The sequence below is a fragment of the Dialister hominis genome (assembly GCF_007164725.1).
Taxonomy (GTDB): Bacteria; Bacillota; Negativicutes; order Veillonellales; family Dialisteraceae; genus Dialister; species Dialister hominis.
Genome location: NZ_AP019697.1, coordinates 1,156,616 through 1,173,056 on the forward strand (window position 1 = coordinate 1,156,616; position 16,441 = coordinate 1,173,056).

General features: G+C 44.8%; 15 protein-coding genes. 2 read left to right on the forward strand and 13 right to left on the reverse strand.

Translation table 11 applies throughout. The annotated features are described in order from the left end of the window. Window positions 1-101: 101 nt before the first annotated feature. The 4 genes from serS to Dia5BBH33_RS05460 form a co-directional block, all read right to left on the reverse strand. A complete protein-coding gene (serS, locus tag Dia5BBH33_RS05445) occupies window positions 102-1,394 on the reverse strand; it encodes a serine--tRNA ligase (RefSeq protein WP_022382214.1) in 1,293 nt (430 codons plus the stop codon). Between the two features lie 338 nt (window positions 1,395-1,732). Beyond that, entirely contained in the window at window positions 1,733-2,590 is an 858-nt protein-coding gene (gene rsmA / locus Dia5BBH33_RS05450) for a 16S rRNA (adenine(1518)-N(6)/adenine(1519)-N(6))-dimethyltransferase RsmA (RefSeq protein ID WP_108849658.1), read from the reverse strand. After that, on the reverse strand, window positions 2,584-3,132 hold the full coding sequence (gene rnmV, locus Dia5BBH33_RS05455) for a ribonuclease M5 (RefSeq protein ID WP_108849657.1): 549 nt from the start codon (window positions 3,130-3,132) through the stop codon (window positions 2,584-2,586). The genes rsmA and rnmV overlap by 7 nt, the downstream gene beginning before the upstream one ends. A 1-nt stretch (window position 3,133) precedes the next feature. Beyond that, entirely contained in the window at window positions 3,134-3,814 is a 681-nt protein-coding gene (locus Dia5BBH33_RS05460) for a response regulator transcription factor (protein ID WP_108849656.1), read from the reverse strand. 438 nt (window positions 3,815-4,252) lie between these two features. Here Dia5BBH33_RS05460 and lgt point away from each other — a divergent pair, with 438 nt between their 5' ends. After that, window positions 4,253-5,044 carry a prolipoprotein diacylglyceryl transferase gene (gene lgt / locus Dia5BBH33_RS05465; RefSeq protein ID WP_022382410.1) on the forward strand — a complete coding sequence of 264 codons (792 nt, stop codon included), beginning with the start codon at window positions 4,253-4,255 and terminating at the stop codon, window positions 5,042-5,044. 62 nt (window positions 5,045-5,106) lie between these two features. Here lgt and ychF read toward each other — a convergent pair whose 3' ends face one another. From ychF to lepB, 3 genes are all read right to left on the reverse strand, one after another. Next, the gene (gene ychF / locus Dia5BBH33_RS05470) at window positions 5,107-6,213 is read right to left on the reverse strand and encodes a redox-regulated ATPase YchF (RefSeq protein WP_108849655.1); all 1,107 of its coding nucleotides are present in this window, start codon (window positions 6,211-6,213) and stop codon (window positions 5,107-5,109) included. 60 nt (window positions 6,214-6,273) lie between these two features. Further along, window positions 6,274-7,509 (reverse strand): LL-diaminopimelate aminotransferase, encoded by a 1,236-nt coding sequence (locus tag Dia5BBH33_RS05475; protein WP_143332536.1) that lies wholly within the window; start codon window positions 7,507-7,509, stop codon window positions 6,274-6,276. Between the two features lie 137 nt (window positions 7,510-7,646). After that, window positions 7,647-8,201, reverse strand: coding sequence for a signal peptidase I (gene lepB, locus Dia5BBH33_RS05480; RefSeq protein ID WP_022382413.1), 555 nt, complete (start codon window positions 8,199-8,201; stop codon window positions 7,647-7,649). 225 nt (window positions 8,202-8,426) lie between these two features. On the opposite strand from lepB, the gene Dia5BBH33_RS05485 reads away from it, so the two are divergent. Next, window positions 8,427-9,479, forward strand: a complete 1,053-nt coding sequence (locus Dia5BBH33_RS05485; protein ID WP_143332537.1) for an IS30 family transposase — start codon at window positions 8,427-8,429, stop codon at window positions 9,477-9,479. A 172-nt stretch (window positions 9,480-9,651) separates the two neighbouring features. Here the strand turns inward: Dia5BBH33_RS05485 and glpX are convergent, their stop codons facing one another. The 6 genes from glpX to gatA all read right to left on the reverse strand — a co-directional run bounded on the left by glpX (window position 9,652) and on the right by gatA (window position 16,433). Next, window positions 9,652-10,617, reverse strand: coding sequence for a class II fructose-bisphosphatase (gene glpX / locus Dia5BBH33_RS05490; RefSeq protein ID WP_108849653.1), 966 nt, complete (start codon window positions 10,615-10,617; stop codon window positions 9,652-9,654). A gap of 189 nt (window positions 10,618-10,806) precedes the next feature. Continuing rightward, window positions 10,807-12,432: an FAD-dependent oxidoreductase gene (locus tag Dia5BBH33_RS05495; protein WP_108849652.1), complete on the reverse strand. Its 1,626-nt coding sequence runs from the start codon at window positions 12,430-12,432 to the stop codon at window positions 10,807-10,809. 15 nt (window positions 12,433-12,447) lie between these two features. Beyond that, a complete protein-coding gene (gene ahpC / locus Dia5BBH33_RS05500) occupies window positions 12,448-13,011 on the reverse strand; it encodes an alkyl hydroperoxide reductase subunit C (RefSeq protein WP_022382416.1) in 564 nt (187 codons plus the stop codon). A gap of 205 nt (window positions 13,012-13,216) precedes the next feature. Further along, window positions 13,217-13,480, reverse strand: a complete 264-nt coding sequence (locus Dia5BBH33_RS05505) for a hypothetical protein (protein WP_143332538.1) — start codon at window positions 13,478-13,480, stop codon at window positions 13,217-13,219. Between the two features lie 53 nt (window positions 13,481-13,533). Continuing rightward, window positions 13,534-14,979, reverse strand: coding sequence for an Asp-tRNA(Asn)/Glu-tRNA(Gln) amidotransferase subunit GatB (gene gatB / locus Dia5BBH33_RS05510; protein ID WP_022382418.1), 1,446 nt, complete (start codon window positions 14,977-14,979; stop codon window positions 13,534-13,536). Continuing rightward, on the reverse strand, window positions 14,976-16,433 hold the full coding sequence (gatA, locus tag Dia5BBH33_RS05515) for an Asp-tRNA(Asn)/Glu-tRNA(Gln) amidotransferase subunit GatA (protein WP_108849651.1): 1,458 nt from the start codon (window positions 16,431-16,433) through the stop codon (window positions 14,976-14,978). Before gatA ends, gatB begins: the two co-directional genes overlap by 4 nt. Window positions 16,434-16,441: the final 8 nt, after the last annotated feature.

A 16,441-nucleotide genomic window follows, 5' to 3' on the forward strand; every position in this document is an offset into this window, starting at 1 on the left:
TCATTTACACATTCACGAAAAATTCCTCAGCGGAACCAGTCAGGAGAGCAGAAAAATCAGCGGAAGATTGCATCCCGCTGATTTTTCTGCTCTTTTACTTTTTATTTGCCAGAATTCTTTCTCTGACCAATAACTTTGACCCCGTTCATATATGGAACCAATGCATCCGGTACTCTGATTGTTCCATCAGCCTGCTGATAGTTTTCCATAATGGCAACTACAGTACGTCCGACAGCCAGTCCGGAACCATTCAATGTATGAACAAATTCAGGTTTTTCTCCGGTCTTTCTGCGGAATCTGATATTAGCGCGTCTGGCCTGGAAATCCAGACAGTTGGAGCAGGAGGAGATTTCCCTGTACTTATTCTGCGCTGGCATCCAGACTTCGATATCGTAAGTCTTAGCCGAGGAGAATCCAATGTCTCCCGTGCACAGGCAGACGACATGATACGGCAATTTTAAGAGCTGCAGGATCTTCTCAGCTTCTTTTGTCAGGGATTCCAGTTCGTCCCAGCTGTCTTCCGGTTTGCAGTATTTAACCATTTCCACTTTATGGAACTGATGCTGTCTGATCAGGCCGCGTGTATCCTTGCCTGCTGATCCTGCTTCCTTTCTGAAGCATGGTGTCAGTGCTGTAAAATGCACCGGAAGTTTATCTCCATCGATGATTTCTCCAGCAAAGAAGTTGGTCAGCGGAACTTCAGCGGTCGGTGTCATGTACATGTTTTCGCCTTCGACTTTGTACATGTCATCAGCAAATTTAGGAAGCTGGCCAGTTCCCTGCATGGAGTTTCCGTTGATGATGTATGGAGGAATGACTTCGATGAAATCATTTTCCTGTGTGTGGACATCCAGCATGAAATTATAAACAGCTCTTTCAAGACGTGCAGCACCATCCAGATAGAAATAGAAGCGAGCTCCGGAAACCTTTCCTGCTCTTTCAGAATCCAGGATTCCAAGGGTATCGCCTAATTCATAATGGGCTTTAACAGGGAAATCAAAGGTCGGGATTTCTCCCCAGCGTCTGACTTCCGGATTTTCAGAATCATCTTTGCCCACAGGAACAGACTTATCGGCCATATTAGGAATATGAAGCAGCAGTTCTTTCAGTTCAGCTTCAATAGATGCCAGTTCGCTGTCAATGGCAGAAATCTTTTTTCCTACTTCGCGCATATCCTCAATATCCTTGGAAGCATCCCTGCCTTCCTTTTTTGCCTGGGCAATCATCTTGGATGCAGCGTTTTTCTGGCTCTTCAATACTTCTGTCTGCTGAAGCAGTTCTCTTCTCTTCTGATCCAGATCAAGAACGTGATCCAAATCAAAGGGATTATGTCTATTAACCAGGTTTTCCTTTACTTCCTCAGCATGCTCCCTAATGAACTTCATATCCAACATAGTTAACACTCTCCAATGCAATAAAATTTTAAATTGGCATATACGGCAAATGATGATCAAATAAAAAAACTTCATCCCAACATGGGACGAAGTTCATCGCGGTACCACCCAATTTGCATAAAAGCCAGCTTATGGTTTTTATCGGTCACCAGCCGTCCGATTCATCACCGGCCACTCCGAAGTGGAAGCTTCTTTCTCCGCCCTGACTCACACCAGCCGCCAGGTCTCTGATCAGCATCAAAAGAAACCATTCTTCATCATCATGTCATATTTGATATTTATTATATTCCTTAAGAACTTATTTGTAAATAGAACCAAATGTTCAATAAGCGAAACGATTAATCATGAATCAGGTCATACCAGGCATCAGCAAGGGCTGCATATTCTTCAAGCGAGAATGTTTCCCCTCTTCTTGAGCCATCGATCCCCGTCACCTCGAAAATCTTCCTGCTGATTTCATTAGGTATGCCGCCAAACTTAACGGCATTCGTAAAGACCTTTCTTCTCTGCGCAAATCCCATCTTGATCAAGCTGAAGAGAAGCTTGCTGTCTTTGACGGAAACGGCAGGCTCGCTTCTTCTTCTGAGCCTTAAGACAGTGGAAGTAACCTGAGGACGCGGGATGAATGCTGTCGGAGGGATATCCAGGACCCTCTCCGCCGTGCAGTAATACTGTACAGCCAGTGTAAGCGCACCATAGTCCTTTGTTCCCGGATCTGCCAGAATCCTGTCGGCTACTTCTTTTTGCGTCATAAATACAAAAAGGGAAATGGGAAGATCTGAATGAATCAGAGATAAGAGTATAGGCGTTGTTATATAGTACGGAAGATTTGCCGCACAGTGCCATTCTTTATCCCCTAAAATTCCCTTGAGATCAGCCTTCAGAACATCCTCATAAATAATTGTGACATTCTTATATTTTTCCAGTGTCGAATCAAGGACACGTTTCAAACTCTGATCCACTTCAAAGGCAATGACGTCAGATCCTCTTTCTGCCAAAGCCTGTGTAAGCGTACCAATGCCTGCACCTATTTCCATAACAGAAACGTCCGGTGTTATTTCAGCCGCATCCGCTATAGCAGCTACAATATCCGGGCGGACGAGAAAATTCTGTCCCAATCTATGCTTTGCGTGAATCCCGAAACGATTTATGACATACTGAACCACTTTCCGGTCAGCTAAGTTTGCATCTAGCATGAACTCTCCTTCTGGCACACCTGCAAAGCATTTTCCCACTCTTCACGTGTAACACCATAATGATTTAATCTTTTTAAAAACTGCTTTGCGTTGCCATACCCTATACCAAGAACAGCACCAACTGCTTCCCTTTTTGCTGAAGAATCGGCCTTTCCGATAAGTCCGCCCTTAAATAAGTCTTCTTCTGAGAATAAGCGGGAGTCTTCCAGACTGCTGATACGGAGTTTGTACAATGCTTTCCTGATCGATTCAGGAGAAGCATCCTCGATTCCCACATCATCCTTTGTGGATGCTTCATCTTTTGGTACAAAAGCATTCAATGCCTTTGGAAAGAGCTTAATCAAACGTTTCCTTATTCTTTCCCCGGGGCCATCCGGATCCGTCAGGATAATAATTCCCCGCTTTTCATGAGCCAGGCGGATCCTCTCAATTACCTCCGGACGAAGCGTAAAACCTTCTGTTGCAATCATGTCCGCATCTACAGCCATGCTTACTCTTGCTATATCTGATTTTCCTTCAACTACGATTACTTGTTTTATCATATCAATCTCTTGCTACATAGCCGATTCCGCGAACGGTATGTATGTACTTCTTTCCTATCTTTTCATCAATCTTGCTGCGCAGGTACCTGATGTAAACATCAACAATATTTGTCTTCCCTGCATAACCATAGCCCCAGACCTTTTCCAGTATTTCTTCTCTCTTCAGGACTCTGTTCTTATTCTTTGCCAAAAACAGAAGCAAATCAAATTCTTTCTTTGTCAGATCCACTGCTTCCCCGGCAACGCGGACTTCATGACGATCCGGGTAAATGGAAAGATCGCCGATAGTAAAGGACGGATCCGTTACAACTTTTGGCTCTTCATGGCGTCTTAAGGCAGAACGAATTCTTGCAACCAGTTCTTTCGTTGCATATGGCTTTGTAATATAATCATCTGCCCCTGCATTCAAAACAGCGACTTTAGTATCAACGCTGCTGTCTGAAGACAAGTATATGATCGGTATGGAACTGATTTCGCGAACTTTGCCAAGAAGTTCCATTCCGTTTCTTGGCGCTGAATCCGGATCAAGCAGAATAATATCGACCTGGCGCTGGCCTGCCAGATCTACAGCAGAATCCCCGGTATTATCAGTCAGGCAGTTGAACCCTTCTTCTTCCAGTTTTAACTGCATGAACCGGCTCACACCTGCATCTGGTTCAAGAATCAATACACAGTTTCTCATTTTAGGTTCCTCCAAATAACAAAAAAGCCGAGAGACATCTTCGCAGCGGGACTGATTCATCCCGGTTATTATTAGTAGTTATTATTATTTTTATTTTCTGCGAAAAAGATGAATATGTTATTAATGAATTCTATTTTTTCTCTCATATTCATCATACCATAGCTTTAATCAAATTCAAGTTTTAATCGTTAAGAAACACATCGTCAGTTAAAAATTTAAAGAAATCTTAAAGAATAATTGGACAGATGCCCTCATTTGATTAATATCTCTGCCTGACTCATTAAGTGTTATATTTCAAAAGCGGGATAATCATCCAGCCGCTGTTCATTATCAGTCATTCATTAAAGAATCACGGTTTATATTTATGGAATGAGCATAGTATAATATTTCTATAGTCCATCAAAGCAATTTCAAAATAGATTAAGAAGGAGCATATTCATGCATCAATATTTAACTTTCATCGGGGGATTCCCCATACGGTTTTATGGCATTTTCTTTTCACTCGCCATCATCTTTGGCTGCATCATGGCTTATTTCTTATTGAAAAAGAGCAGAACCGGATGGGAGGAGTGCATTTTTGATTTAGGCCTGACCATCGCTTTCTTCGGCATTATAGGAGGCAGGCTCTGGGATGTATTCTTCTTTGACTGGGATTACTATCATGATCATCTGACGGAAATTCCTTATGTCTGGCAGGGCGGCATGGCTATACAAGGCGGTGTCATTTTCGCCTGCGTTGCTGCGTACTTTTTCTTAAAGAAGAAAAATATACCGATCCTTCCATTTGCAGATATAGTTACGCCTGCCATCATCCTTGGCCAGTCGGTTGGCAGGATCGCCAATTTTATGAACGGGGACGCATTCGGCCATCCCACGGGGCTTGGATACGGAATCCTGTACCCGGCGACCACTCTGGCGTACAAGACGTATGGCCCTCAGCCCCTTTGGCCGGCTGAAGTATGGGAATGTCAGGGAGACCTGATCATTTTCTGCCTTTTGATCTGGTACTCCTGCTTCAAGCACCCCAAAGGCACGACGTTCTGCCTTTATATTATGCTTTATTCCCTCCTGCGATTCTTTCTTGAATTTTTCCGCGGAGATTACGGAACCTATGCATTGGATCTCAAGAGTGCGCAAATCACTGCTCTTATCGGATTCGTCATTGCAGCAGCCTTTTTCATTTACTTCTATTTCAAAAACAGTATCTTTGAAGAACCTAAGGCCGATTGATTATATAAAAAACAGCTCTGCGTCAGTCATGCAACGCAGAGCTGTTTTTTTATGCCTGAATGTCAGACATTGAATCTGAAATAAGCGACATCCCCATCCTGGATGATATAATCTTTTCCTTCTACCCTGAGCAGTCCTTTTTCACGGACATTCGCATACGAGCCGTACCACATTAAATCATTATAAGAAACGATTTCTGCTCTGATAAAGCCTCGTTCAATGTCACTATGAATCTTTCCTGCAGCCTTAGGAGCTTTCGTTCCTGCTCTTACTGTCCAGGCACGGCATTCATCGGGTCCGACGGTAAAGAAGTTGATAAGGCCCAGCATGGAATAGGCAGCGCGGATCAAGTGGTTGACACCTGGTTCATCTTCGCCCAAATCGGCCAGGAACATCTTGGCTTCTTCCGGATCGAGTTCTGAAACTTCTTCTTCGATCTCAGCCGAAATAGGAATCCACTTAGCGCCTTCCTTCTCGGCTTCCTCTGAAGCTTTCTTGACATACTCATTCTTCATAGGATCGGCAATGTCATCTTCTGAAATGTTCAGGACATAAAGCACCGGCTTCAATGTGATTAAATTCAGTTCCCTGATGACAGCAAGATCATCTTCAGAAAGATCGAGCGTTCTTGCAGGAATGCCTTCCTGCAGTGTATCAAATACTTTATTCAGGACAGGAAGTTCAGCTTTTGCTTCCTTGATCCCCGCCTGAGCAAGTTTTGCTACTTTCGTTTTCTTCTTTTCGACGCTTTCAAGATCTGCCAGGCAGAGTTCTGTATTGATAATACCCATATCACGCACAGGATCCACAGTACCTTCGACATGTGTGATATCCCCGCTTTCAAAGCAGCGTACGACATGAGCGACCGCATCGGTTTCCCTGATGTGGCTGAGGAACTGGTTTCCAAGGCCTTCACCTTTAGATGCCCCTGCGACGAGCCCTGCAATATCGACAAAACGGGTAAAAGCAGGTGTAATCTTTTTAGGATTGAACATTTTTGCCAGATCGTAAATACGATGATCTGGTACTTCTACTATACCTACGTTTGGTTCAATCGTACAGAACGGGAAGTTTGCAGCTTCTGCTCCGGCTTTCGTGATCGCATTAAATAATGTACTCTTGCCGACATTAGGCAAGCCGACAATACCAATTTGAAGATTTGTACTCATTTTCAACCCACTTTCAAACAAACTAAAATACTTTCCCAATCCACCCGGGCAAAATCATTTTTATAATTCTTTCAGGGCTTTCTTCATTCTTTCAGCTGCTGCTTTTGTAAGTTCCGGAGTATTGAAAGATGTCAGTCTGATAAAGCCTTCACCGCACAGGCCTAATCCGGATCCCGGAGAACAGATCACCTGTGCCTTATCAAGCAGAAAATCGAAAAATTCCCAGCTTGTCATTCCTTCCGGAACAGCTGCCCAGATATACGGGCTGTTGATACCGCCATATGCATTGAGACCGGATTCTTCACAGGCATCCATGATGATCTTTGCATTTTCGCGATAAGCAGCAAGTGCAGCCTGAATCTGCTTTTTACCCTCTTCCGTATAGGATGCTTCTGCCCCGCGCTGAACAATATAGGAACAACCTTTGAACTTTGCACGCTGATGGCATTTCCACAGTTCATTGGCTGAAACCTTGTCATCTTTCTTTGTTTCAAGCATCAATTCCTTCGGAACGACACAGTAACCGCAGCGAAGACCTGTGAGTCCTGCCGTTTCGGAATAAGAGCGGAATTCAATCGCAACGTCCTTAGCTCCTTCGATTTCATAAATGCTGTGCGGAATATTTGGCTCAGTAATAAAGGCCTCATAAGCAGCATCAAAGAAAATGACAGCTCCAGTCTGCTTTGCGTATTTCACCCACATCGTAAGATTGCTCTTGTTCAAAGCGGTTCCTGTCGGGTTATTTGGCGAGCATAAGTAAATGATCATCGGATCATGCTGCGGAAGATTTGCCTTAAAATCACATTCTTCATAGCAGGGAAGATATTCAAGCTTCGAGTATGCGCCGTTGATGAATTTCCCGCCGCGGCCGGCCAGGACATTGCTGTCAACATAGGGAGAATATACAGGGTCTGTTATTGCAGCGATATCACTTTCAGCAAAAATTTCCTGCATATTCCCAATGTCATATTTTTCACCATCGCTGACAAAAATTTCATCTGGTGAAATATCGCAGCCTCTGGACTGGAAATCATTTTTTGCAATAGCTTCGCGCAGGAAAAGATATCCCTGCTCCGGGCCGCAGCCGGGGAACGTCCCGCCGCGGGACATCTCGTCTACAGCCTTTTTCATGGCTTCAGCAGCAGATGGAGCAAGCGGCTGTGTTCCATCCTCAATATCCAGCGAAATAATATCTGCATCAGGATGAGATTCCTTGTATGCATTCTGTTTTTCATTGATTTCATCAAAAAGACAAGCGCTCTGCAAGTTTAAATATTTTTCATTGCAATGTGCCATAACAAACTTCCCTTCTTATTATCCTTAGAATCTTCCATCTGTACAACTTATCATTGAAACCGCCCGATGATTGCAATCATCTTATCACAGGGAATTTCATGAATCAAAAACGCATGGAGGCAGTATGCCTGACCGGGTTACAGCTGCAGGCATACCTTGCCAAGGACATGATCGATCGGAACCGGCCCGATGAAACGGCTGTCAGAGCTGTGGTTCCTGTTGTCCCCCATGACGAATACATCGCCTTCAGGAACAGTATAAGATCCGTCCATAGAAAATTCCATTGGTTCATTGATATATGGTTCATCCAGCTTTTCACCATTTCTATATACGTGTCCGTCATGGAATTCCAGCTTGTCTCCCGGTTTTCCGATAACGCGTTTGACCCAGATATTATGACCCTGAGTACTATGCTCGAAAATGGCAATGTAATTATCAAGCGGTTCTGTGAGATCATCCATCCAGGATCTTTCCCTGTGGGTCCGGCTGTCTATGATGACGATATCCCCGTAATTCGGAGTTTCTCTAAGTACGTGGCTGATTTTTGAAACAATGAGATACTCTCCATTTGTCAAAGTCGGATACATGGACGACCCTGATACCTTTGTCGGTACGAAGAGAAAAATATGAATCAGCATTGCCAGGAACAATGCCACTACGATTGAGTAGATCCAGTCTAAAATTTCATGCATATATGTTGAAACCCCTTTTCATTTCCATAGTAAGCGATCTGCTTAAATACCCTTTTAGTAAATCGTATCTTTTATTTTACAACATAAAGCAATCTTATGCCATTAAATAAAAGATAAAGAAGGAAAGGCGGATTGTATAATTAAGTTGAACACTTAAAAATCCATAGCGAACCCTTGTGGTAAAATGTAGTTGCACAAAAAACACAACCACAAAGGAGAATCGCTATGGATCAAAATCATTTTACCACGGATACGTTACGCAAAAAAGGGGCTCATTTAACTTTTGAGGAACGAGTCATTATCCAAACGCGTCTCCGCGACAAGCAATCGTATCGGAGCATAGCCCGTGAGATTGGGTGCTGTGTCAATACGGTACGCAACGAGGTGAAGCGTGGCAAGGTTCTTTGCTATAACGGCAAGGTGGAACGCTATCGCGCAGCAGACGGGCAAAGCACCTATGAGGCGCATCGCGAAAACTGTGGTCGCAAATGCGACGCCATAGCAAAGGGAGCATTCCTCGACTATGTGCAGAAGAGACTTCAGGAACATCACTGGTCGCTCGATGCCTGCTTTGGCAGGGCACTGGTTACGGGAGAATTTCAACGTGGCGAGATGGTCTGTACGAAAACCCTGTACAACTATGTCACGCTGGGGCTCCTAGGAAAAATCAAGAGTATTGACCTGCCCTTGCGCGTCAAGCGAAAAAACGCCAGGAAGCGGGTTCGTGAGCGTAAGAAGAAGTTCGGCCGCAGTATAGATGAGCGCGATCCTTCTGTGGATGAGCGTCAGGATTTCGGGCATTGGGAGTGTGACCTTGTACTGGGATCTCGCTCAAAGGACGAAGTACTGCTGACTCTGGTTGAGCGCAAGACACGCTGTTCCCTCATCAGAAAACTGCCCAACAAGGAAAGTGCCTCTGTAATAGCAGCCTTCAGAAAATTGAAGGATGGAATGTTCCGCGGCTGTTTCAGCCGAGTGTTCCTCAGCATTACGACAGACAATGGCAGTGAGTTTTCTAGCCTGTCGGAGCTAGAGAAACTAAGTCACACACGGATCTATTATGCGCATCCGTACTGCTCCAGCGACAAAGGTACGAATGAGAATCACAACGGCTTATTCCGTCGATTTCTTCCCAAAGGGAAGAAAATCCAGGATTACCCAGTGGAATACATTTCCAGAGTAGAGTGCTGGGCCAACACCCTGCCAAGAAAAATACTCGGCTATAAGACACCCGAGGAGTGCTTTAGGGAAGAAATGCTTGCAGCACTTACTGCATAAAGGTTCGCCGGGTGTTCAACTTATTATTGCAATTCGGGATAAAGAAGGAAATCAGTCTGATCAGAAGATTTCAATCTGCAGAAAAGGGCGCTCTACGTAAAACAGGAAAGCGGCTTTCATGGCTGCTTTCCTGTTTAGCTTAATCTATTAAATTAATAAATCCGGATGATTATTACCACAGGCGGACTGCCGGTTTCTTATCACCGAAACGATGGATGGTATCAACGAAACGAACAGTTCCGGTCTTATAACGGAGAACGAGGGTACTTGTTCTTGCACCATCTCCGAAATATCTTACACCTTTCAGGAGTGCGCAGTCTGTAATGGCAGTTTCAGAGAAAATGCAGTCATCGCCCCTTACCAGATCATCCAGGGTCAGCACCTTGTTCGGATCATCGATTCCCATTTTCTTCATTCTTGTCAGTTCTTCTTCTGTATGCGGCAGAAGTTTTGCCTGCATGTCGCCGCCAAGGCATTTAAGTCCTACAGCTGCAAGAACGCCTTCCGGTGCTCCGCCGGAGCCCAGTACCATATGAATGCCGCTTCCCTGAATACCGCAGTCTACAGAAGGAACTACATCACCATCTGTGATCAAACGGATTCTTGCGCCTGCTTCTCTGGCTTCTCCGATAATGCTTTCATGACGTTCCCTGTCAAGAATAACAACTGTCAGGTCAGAAATCTCTCTGTTCATTGCATCAGCAACGTTCTTCAGATTTTCTGTTACGGAAGCATTGATGTCGATACGGCCTTTTGCTCTTGGTCCGACGCAGATTTTCTGCATATACATATCCGGAGCATGAAGCAGACATCCTTTAGGAGCAATAGCCAGTACTGCAATGGCTCCATCCTGTCCTTTGGCAACCAGATTCGTTCCTTCTACCGGATCGACAGCAATATCAACTTCTTCTCCGCCTGCACCTACATGTTCCCCGATATAAAGCATCGGGGCTTCATCAATTTCGCCTTCCCCGATAACAACAGTACCGGAAACCGGTGTCTTTGCGAACTGTTCATGCATTCCGTCGACAGCAGCCTGGTCAGCCCCTTCCTTGTCGCCGGTTCCCATCAGCCGTCCGCTCTTCAATGCAGCTTGTTCGGTAATCCTTACGAATTCCATTGAAAGTTGTCTGTTCATTTCATGCCTCCAAAACAGTATACATAATATTAATATTTAAACTTATTGTATCATATTTTGGCTAAAAGTGTAGTATATATTTCAATTTATATCAGGAAACTGATCAATTGAAGCTAAAAGGGTAGATACTAAATTAAAAAGCAGCCTGACGAATATACGTCAGACTGCCTTCAATTGCAAGATTCCATCTTAAGCGTGGAGTATATCAAGAAGTTCCGTTACATTCTTCTTGCCGAAATGCACATCATCGTCATTAACGATCATGCAGGGAACACTCATGATGTTATATTTCTGCTGCATGTCAGGATAATGAGCCAGATCATAGACATCAACTGTGATGTTCTTATTTCCTGCAGCAATACGTTCGGCTGCGGCAACAAGATCCGGGCACATCGTGCAGGAGAGAGAAACTGCAATATTCAGATGCTTCTTTTCATTGATGGCTGCAACTCTTGCCTCTGCATCTTTTCCGATATCCTGTCCAGGTCCTGCGGCATTATACATGGCAAGAATGAAGGAATTGAATTCATGTCCGCCAGGAACTCCGTGGAAATGCAGGCCAAGATCTTCGCCTTCTGCATTGCAGATGGCAATCGTATGCTCCATTCCCTCAGATGCCTGAATAATCTCAAACTTAACCTTGTCCGAGATTACAGAAAGTTCGCGAACCATCTTTTCATCTTCCTGGGACAGATGCGAATCATCTTTATAGAGTCTCAGCAGTATCGGATTCGTAAAACGGTTCAGGACAGGAGCAAGAGCCTGTCTTGTCTGATCATCAAGGAAGGCTTCCGGCTTCGCTTTTGCAACAGCAGCAGCTTCCTGCTTCTTTTCTTTCGGAGCCAGATTCTTTACATAAGTACGCTTCAGATTCAGTTTTCTGAACTGGCTTCCCAGGTATTTCTCCAGAGAAGTTGCAGCCACTGCACCGTCAGATACAGCTGTTACAACCTGTCTGAGGTTCTTGACACAGATATCACCAGCTGCGTAAACGCCGTCAACATTTGTTTTCTGGTCACGGTCGGTAATAACGTATCCCTTTTCATCGAGATCGATTTTCCCTTTGAGAAGGGCATTCTCAGGAGCATATCCTACAAATACGAATACACCATAGAAATCACTGGGATCCGCTTCATATACTGTTTCTTCTCCGGTCTGTCTGTCTTTAAGGACAACCTTGCGGATAGCACTATCGCCCTTTACTTCCTCAATCTGTGTATGGTAAAGGATCTTTGTATTCTTATTATCTTTCAGCTCTTCCACAGCTGCAGATTCTATACTGAAATCATTTCCTCTTACGACAACAATCAGATTCTTGGCATACTTTGTAAGGAACAGCCCTTCTTCGACAGCCGCATAACCGCCGCCTACAACGAAAATGGTCTTTCCTGTAAAGAATTCGCCATCGCAGGTTGCACAGTATGCCACGCCATGGCCGCGGAAATCATTTTCTCCCTTGAAACCGGCAAGACGCGGATGTGCGCCGCCGGCAAAGATGATTCCCAGTGTTTTGAAATCACCGTTGGAGGTATGAACGACTTTGTAATCATCATCTACATCCATTCCGGTCACTTCTGCATTCAGGAACTCTGCTCCGAATGCTCTTGCCTGACGAGCCATTTCAGCAGTAAGTTTTTCGCCATTCGTGGAGAATATCCCCGGATAGTTGACAACTTCTGCGGTAATTGTAATCTGCCCGCCAACTTTTTCCTTTTCTATTACAAGGACTCTGAAACGCGCTCTCGCCATATAAATAGCGGCGGAGAGCCCAGCTGGCCCCCCGCCTACTACTATGGCATCATAAAATTTTTCCATGATGCCTCCGTTTTATTATAATTTGCCGACTAAGTCAAAGGATGGTTTCAGGGTTTCTTCACCTGGATGCCATTTTGCCGGGCAAACTTCATCGCCGTGTTCGTAAACGAACTGAGCAGCTTCAACCTTGCGGAGCAGTTCATCAGCATTACGTCCGATGTTGCCTGCGCTTACTTCATAGAGTACAACTTCTCCGTCCGGGTTGATGACGAAGGTTCCTCTTTCTGCCTGGCCAGCATCTTCGATGTATACATCAAGATCCTTAGCAAGCTTGCCGGTCGGATCGCCGATCATCGGATATTCAACCTTGCCGATTCTGTCAGAAGATTCATGCCAAGCTTTGTGGACGAAATGGGTATCGCAGGAAACAGAATAGATTTCGCAGCCGATCTTCTTGAAATCAGCATATTTGTTTTCCAGGTCTTCCAGTTCGGTCGGGCATACAAATGTGAAGTCTGCCGGGTAGAAAAACAGGACGCTCCATTTGCCGAGCAGATCCTTATCGGTTACTTCGATGAAATCTTCATTCTGATAAGCCTGAAGCTTGAATTCGCTAATCTTCTTTCCATTTAAAGACATAGTACAATTCCTCCTTGATCATATAATTACTAGAATAATTCTAAATAAAATACTTTTGACGTTCTGGAAGTATTATAACATGCATATCTGATTTTTTCAATATAGATGGTTTATTTTATTTTCTAAATGTTTGAATATATTTGACGAATCCTCAAAACCGTACCCTTTTAACCTAAAAAGCTGCCCGCCGGCAGGCAGCTTTTTATCAGAATATGTACTTTTTCAGCAAATAAATAATAAGACCTAAAGCAAAGACAGCTGCGCCGCCGAGCATAAAGAACCATGCCATCACGAGAGCAATGGCAACAAAAATGACAAAGGCGGCACCAAAAAGGATTTTCTTCCATAAAGGAATCTTCTTTATATCCACAAAGTGAATACGGATTTCCGTATCCTCCTCGGGATCATCCCGTCTCCCATCTTCATTTAATGTCAGCCCATGAAAATTGTCTCTTTCCTGATCAGACATCACTTTCGGTTCTTCCTGATTAGGCTCAACATTCTCGCTTTTTCTATCATCTATCATAACTTTTTAAGTTCGTCATTCAGCAACTCATTGATTACTTTTGGATTTGCCTTGCCCTTTGTTTCTTTCATGATCTGTCCGACCAGAGCACCGACAGCTTTCTTCTTTCCGGCTTTGAAGTCTTCTACTGCCTTTGGATTATTGGCAATGACTTTTACAACCAGTTCCTTGAGTGCGCCTGTATCGCTGATCTGTACAAGGCCCTGTGCCTTGACGATTTCTTCCGGATCTGCTCCGTCTTTCCACATTTCAGCAAAAACTTTCTTGGCAATTTTTCCGGAAATGGTTCCCTTAGCAATCAGAGCCAGAAGTTTGGCGAGATTTTCCGGTGTAACCGGGGCTTTGGCAATTTCTATGCCTGCATTGGAAAGCTGGCTTGCAAATTCGCCCATGATCCAGTTTACGGAAGCCTTGGGATCTGCGCCTGCTGCGACCACCTTTTCAAAGTAATCGGAGGTATCCTTGTCGTTTGTCATATACTGGGCATCCGTAGAGGACAGGCCGAAGTTTGCGATGTAACGTTCGCGTCTTTCATCCGGAAGTTCTGGAAGAGTTTTGCGGATGTCTTCAATGTATTCTTCAGAAACTGTGAAAGGTGCAAGGTCAGGTTCCGGGAAGTAGCGGTAATCGTTCGCTTCTTCCTTTGTACGCATGCTCTTTGTGACGCCTTCCTTTTCATCCCAGGTTCTTGTTTCCTGAATGATCTTTCCGCCGTCTTCAAGAATTTCTGCCTGACGCAGCGCTTCGTATTCAATTGCCTTTTCTACGCCCTTGAAGGAATTGATATTCTTGATTTCCGTCTTGGTGCCAAGTTCTTTCTGACCGACAGGTCTGACAGAAACGTTCGCATCACAGCGAAGGCTTCCTTCTTCCATGCGGCAGTCGGAAATACCGATGTACTGCAGGATAGCGCGCATTTTTTCAAGGTATGCAACAGCTTCCTTGGCAGAACGCATATCAGGTTCAGTAACGATTTCAAGAAGCGGTGTACCTGTACGGTTATAGTCGACAAGGGAATAGTCGGAATCGGTAATGGATGTTCCATGATGAACAAGCTTGCCGGCATCTTCTTCCATATGTGCTCTTGTAATGCGGATCTGTTTCTTTTCTCCGTTTACTTCGATATCAAGATGGCCTCTTTCGCAGATTGGAAGATCGAACTGCGATGTCTGGAAGTTCTTCGGAAGATCCGGATAATAATAATTCTTGCGGTCAAACTTGCTGAAGCGGGAAATCTCGCAATTCAGGGCAAGGCCTGCACGTACTGCAAATTCCAGTACTCTTTTATTCAGGACAGGAAGTACGCCTGGAAGCCCTAAGCAAACCGGGCATACATTTGTATTTGGTTCAGCGCCGAATGATGTTTTGCAGCCGCAGAAGATTTTCGTTGTTGTCTGGAGTTCTGTATGAACCTCCAAGCCAATCACTGCTTCATATTTCATGCCTTAATCTCTCCTTTCGGTGCAATTTGGGTAAATTCAGGATGAGACTGTTCAAAAGTATATGCAGCCTGAATAATTGTTTCTTCGCCAAGCGGCTTGCCGATCAGCTGCATGCCAAGAGGCATTCCTTCATGGAATCCGACCGGGATGCTGATGGACGGAGCACCGATCAGGTTGACCGGAACCGTGCAGATATCTTCCATGTACAGGGAGAGCGGATCAGAGAATGCGCCGAACTTGAATGATGTCCCGGATGCAGAAGGAGCTGCAATCACATCACAGGACTTGTATACTTCATCAAATTCCTGTTTGAGGAGAGTGCGTACCTTCAGCGCTTTCAGATAATATGCATCATAATATCCTGCTGACAGAACATAGTTGCCAAGCATGATTCTGCGCTTTACTTCTTCGCCAAAGCCCGTGCTTCTTGTCTTGATATACATATCAATGATATCTTTGCCTTCTGCACGATATCCGAAGCCTACGCCGTCATAACGGGCAAGGTTGGAACTTGCTTCTGCAGGAGCAATGATATAGTAAACAGAAACACCGCTGTTAATATGCGGGATGGAGACATCGACAAGCTCAGCGCCTTCCTTCTCATAGAAGGCCAGTGCCTTTTTAACAGCCTCTTTGGTCTCAGGCTTAATCCCTTCGCCAAAGAATTCTCTCGGGACACCGATCTTCATTCCCTTCACGTTATTCACAAGAGCTTTCTTGTAATCTTTTTTATCCTGAGGAATGGAGGTGGAATCCTTTGCATCATACCCGGCAATCGCATTTAAAAGAATGGCAGCATCGGTTACGTCTTTCGTCAAACCGCCAATCTGATCGAGTGAAGATGCAAAAGCCAGAAGGCCATATCTGGAAACAAGCCCATAGGTAGGTTTGAGACCTACGATGCCATTGAAGGAAGCTGGCTGGCGGATGGATCCGCCCGTATCAGAACCAAGGGCCCAGACTGCTTCTATTGCAGCTACTGCTGCAGCAGAGCCGCCGGAGGAGCCGCCAGGAACATAATCCAGATTCCATGGGTTCCTTGTCGGTCCGAAAGCGGAATTTTCTGTAGAAGAGCCCATTGCGAATTCATCCATGTTCGTCTTTCCGATAGAGATGAAATCCTGCTGCTTAAGTTTTTCAATGACAGTGGCATCATAGGGAGCAACCCAGTGTTCCAACATCCTGGATGCAGCTGTGCAGGTTTCTCCGCTGATGCAGATATTATCCTTAATGGCTCCCGGAATGCCCGCCAGATCAGAGATTTCTTCTCCTGCTGCAATCTTGGCGTCAACTTCAGCCGCTTTTTCCAGAGCTTTTGCATCGCTAAGCGAGAGATATGCATGAACATCCTTCTCGACGGAGTCACGATGCGCAATAACTTTCTTTGTTAATTCAACAGCTGATATTTCCTTATTGACCAGCTGTGCATGCAAGTCATGAATTGTGAAATTCAAAGCCGCAC

Bases quoted from the DNA above. Each gene is read 5' to 3' on its own strand.
- serS (WP_022382214.1), bottom strand. From the start codon at position 1,394: ATGTTGGATATGAAGTTCATTAGGGAGCATGCTGAGGAAGTAAAGGAA.
- rsmA (WP_108849658.1), bottom strand. From the start codon at position 2,590: ATGCTAGATGCAAACTTAGCTGACCGGAAAGTGGTTCAGTATGTCATA.
- ychF (WP_108849655.1), bottom strand. From the start codon at position 6,213: ATGAGTACAAATCTTCAAATTGGTATTGTCGGCTTGCCTAATGTCGGC.
- lepB (WP_022382413.1), bottom strand. From the start codon at position 8,201: ATGCATGAAATTTTAGACTGGATCTACTCAATCGTAGTGGCATTGTTC.
- glpX (WP_108849653.1), bottom strand. From the start codon at position 10,617: ATGAACAGACAACTTTCAATGGAATTCGTAAGGATTACCGAACAAGCT.
- rnmV (WP_108849657.1), bottom strand. From the start codon at position 3,132: ATGATAAAACAAGTAATCGTAGTTGAAGGAAAATCAGATATAGCAAGA.
- lgt (WP_022382410.1), top strand. From the start codon at position 4,253: ATGCATCAATATTTAACTTTCATCGGGGGATTCCCCATACGGTTTTAT.
- Dia5BBH33_RS05505 (WP_143332538.1), bottom strand. From the start codon at position 13,480: ATGTCTGATCAGGAAAGAGACAATTTTCATGGGCTGACATTAAATGAA.
- Dia5BBH33_RS05485 (WP_143332537.1), top strand. From the start codon at position 8,427: ATGGATCAAAATCATTTTACCACGGATACGTTACGCAAAAAAGGGGCT.
- Dia5BBH33_RS05460 (WP_108849656.1), bottom strand. From the start codon at position 3,814: ATGAGAAACTGTGTATTGATTCTTGAACCAGATGCAGGTGTGAGCCGG.
- Dia5BBH33_RS05495 (WP_108849652.1), bottom strand. From the start codon at position 12,432: ATGGAAAAATTTTATGATGCCATAGTAGTAGGCGGGGGGCCAGCTGGG.
- ahpC (WP_022382416.1), bottom strand. From the start codon at position 13,011: ATGTCTTTAAATGGAAAGAAGATTAGCGAATTCAAGCTTCAGGCTTAT.
- Dia5BBH33_RS05475 (WP_143332536.1), bottom strand. From the start codon at position 7,509: ATGGCACATTGCAATGAAAAATATTTAAACTTGCAGAGCGCTTGTCTT.
- gatB (WP_022382418.1), bottom strand. From the start codon at position 14,979: ATGAAATATGAAGCAGTGATTGGCTTGGAGGTTCATACAGAACTCCAG.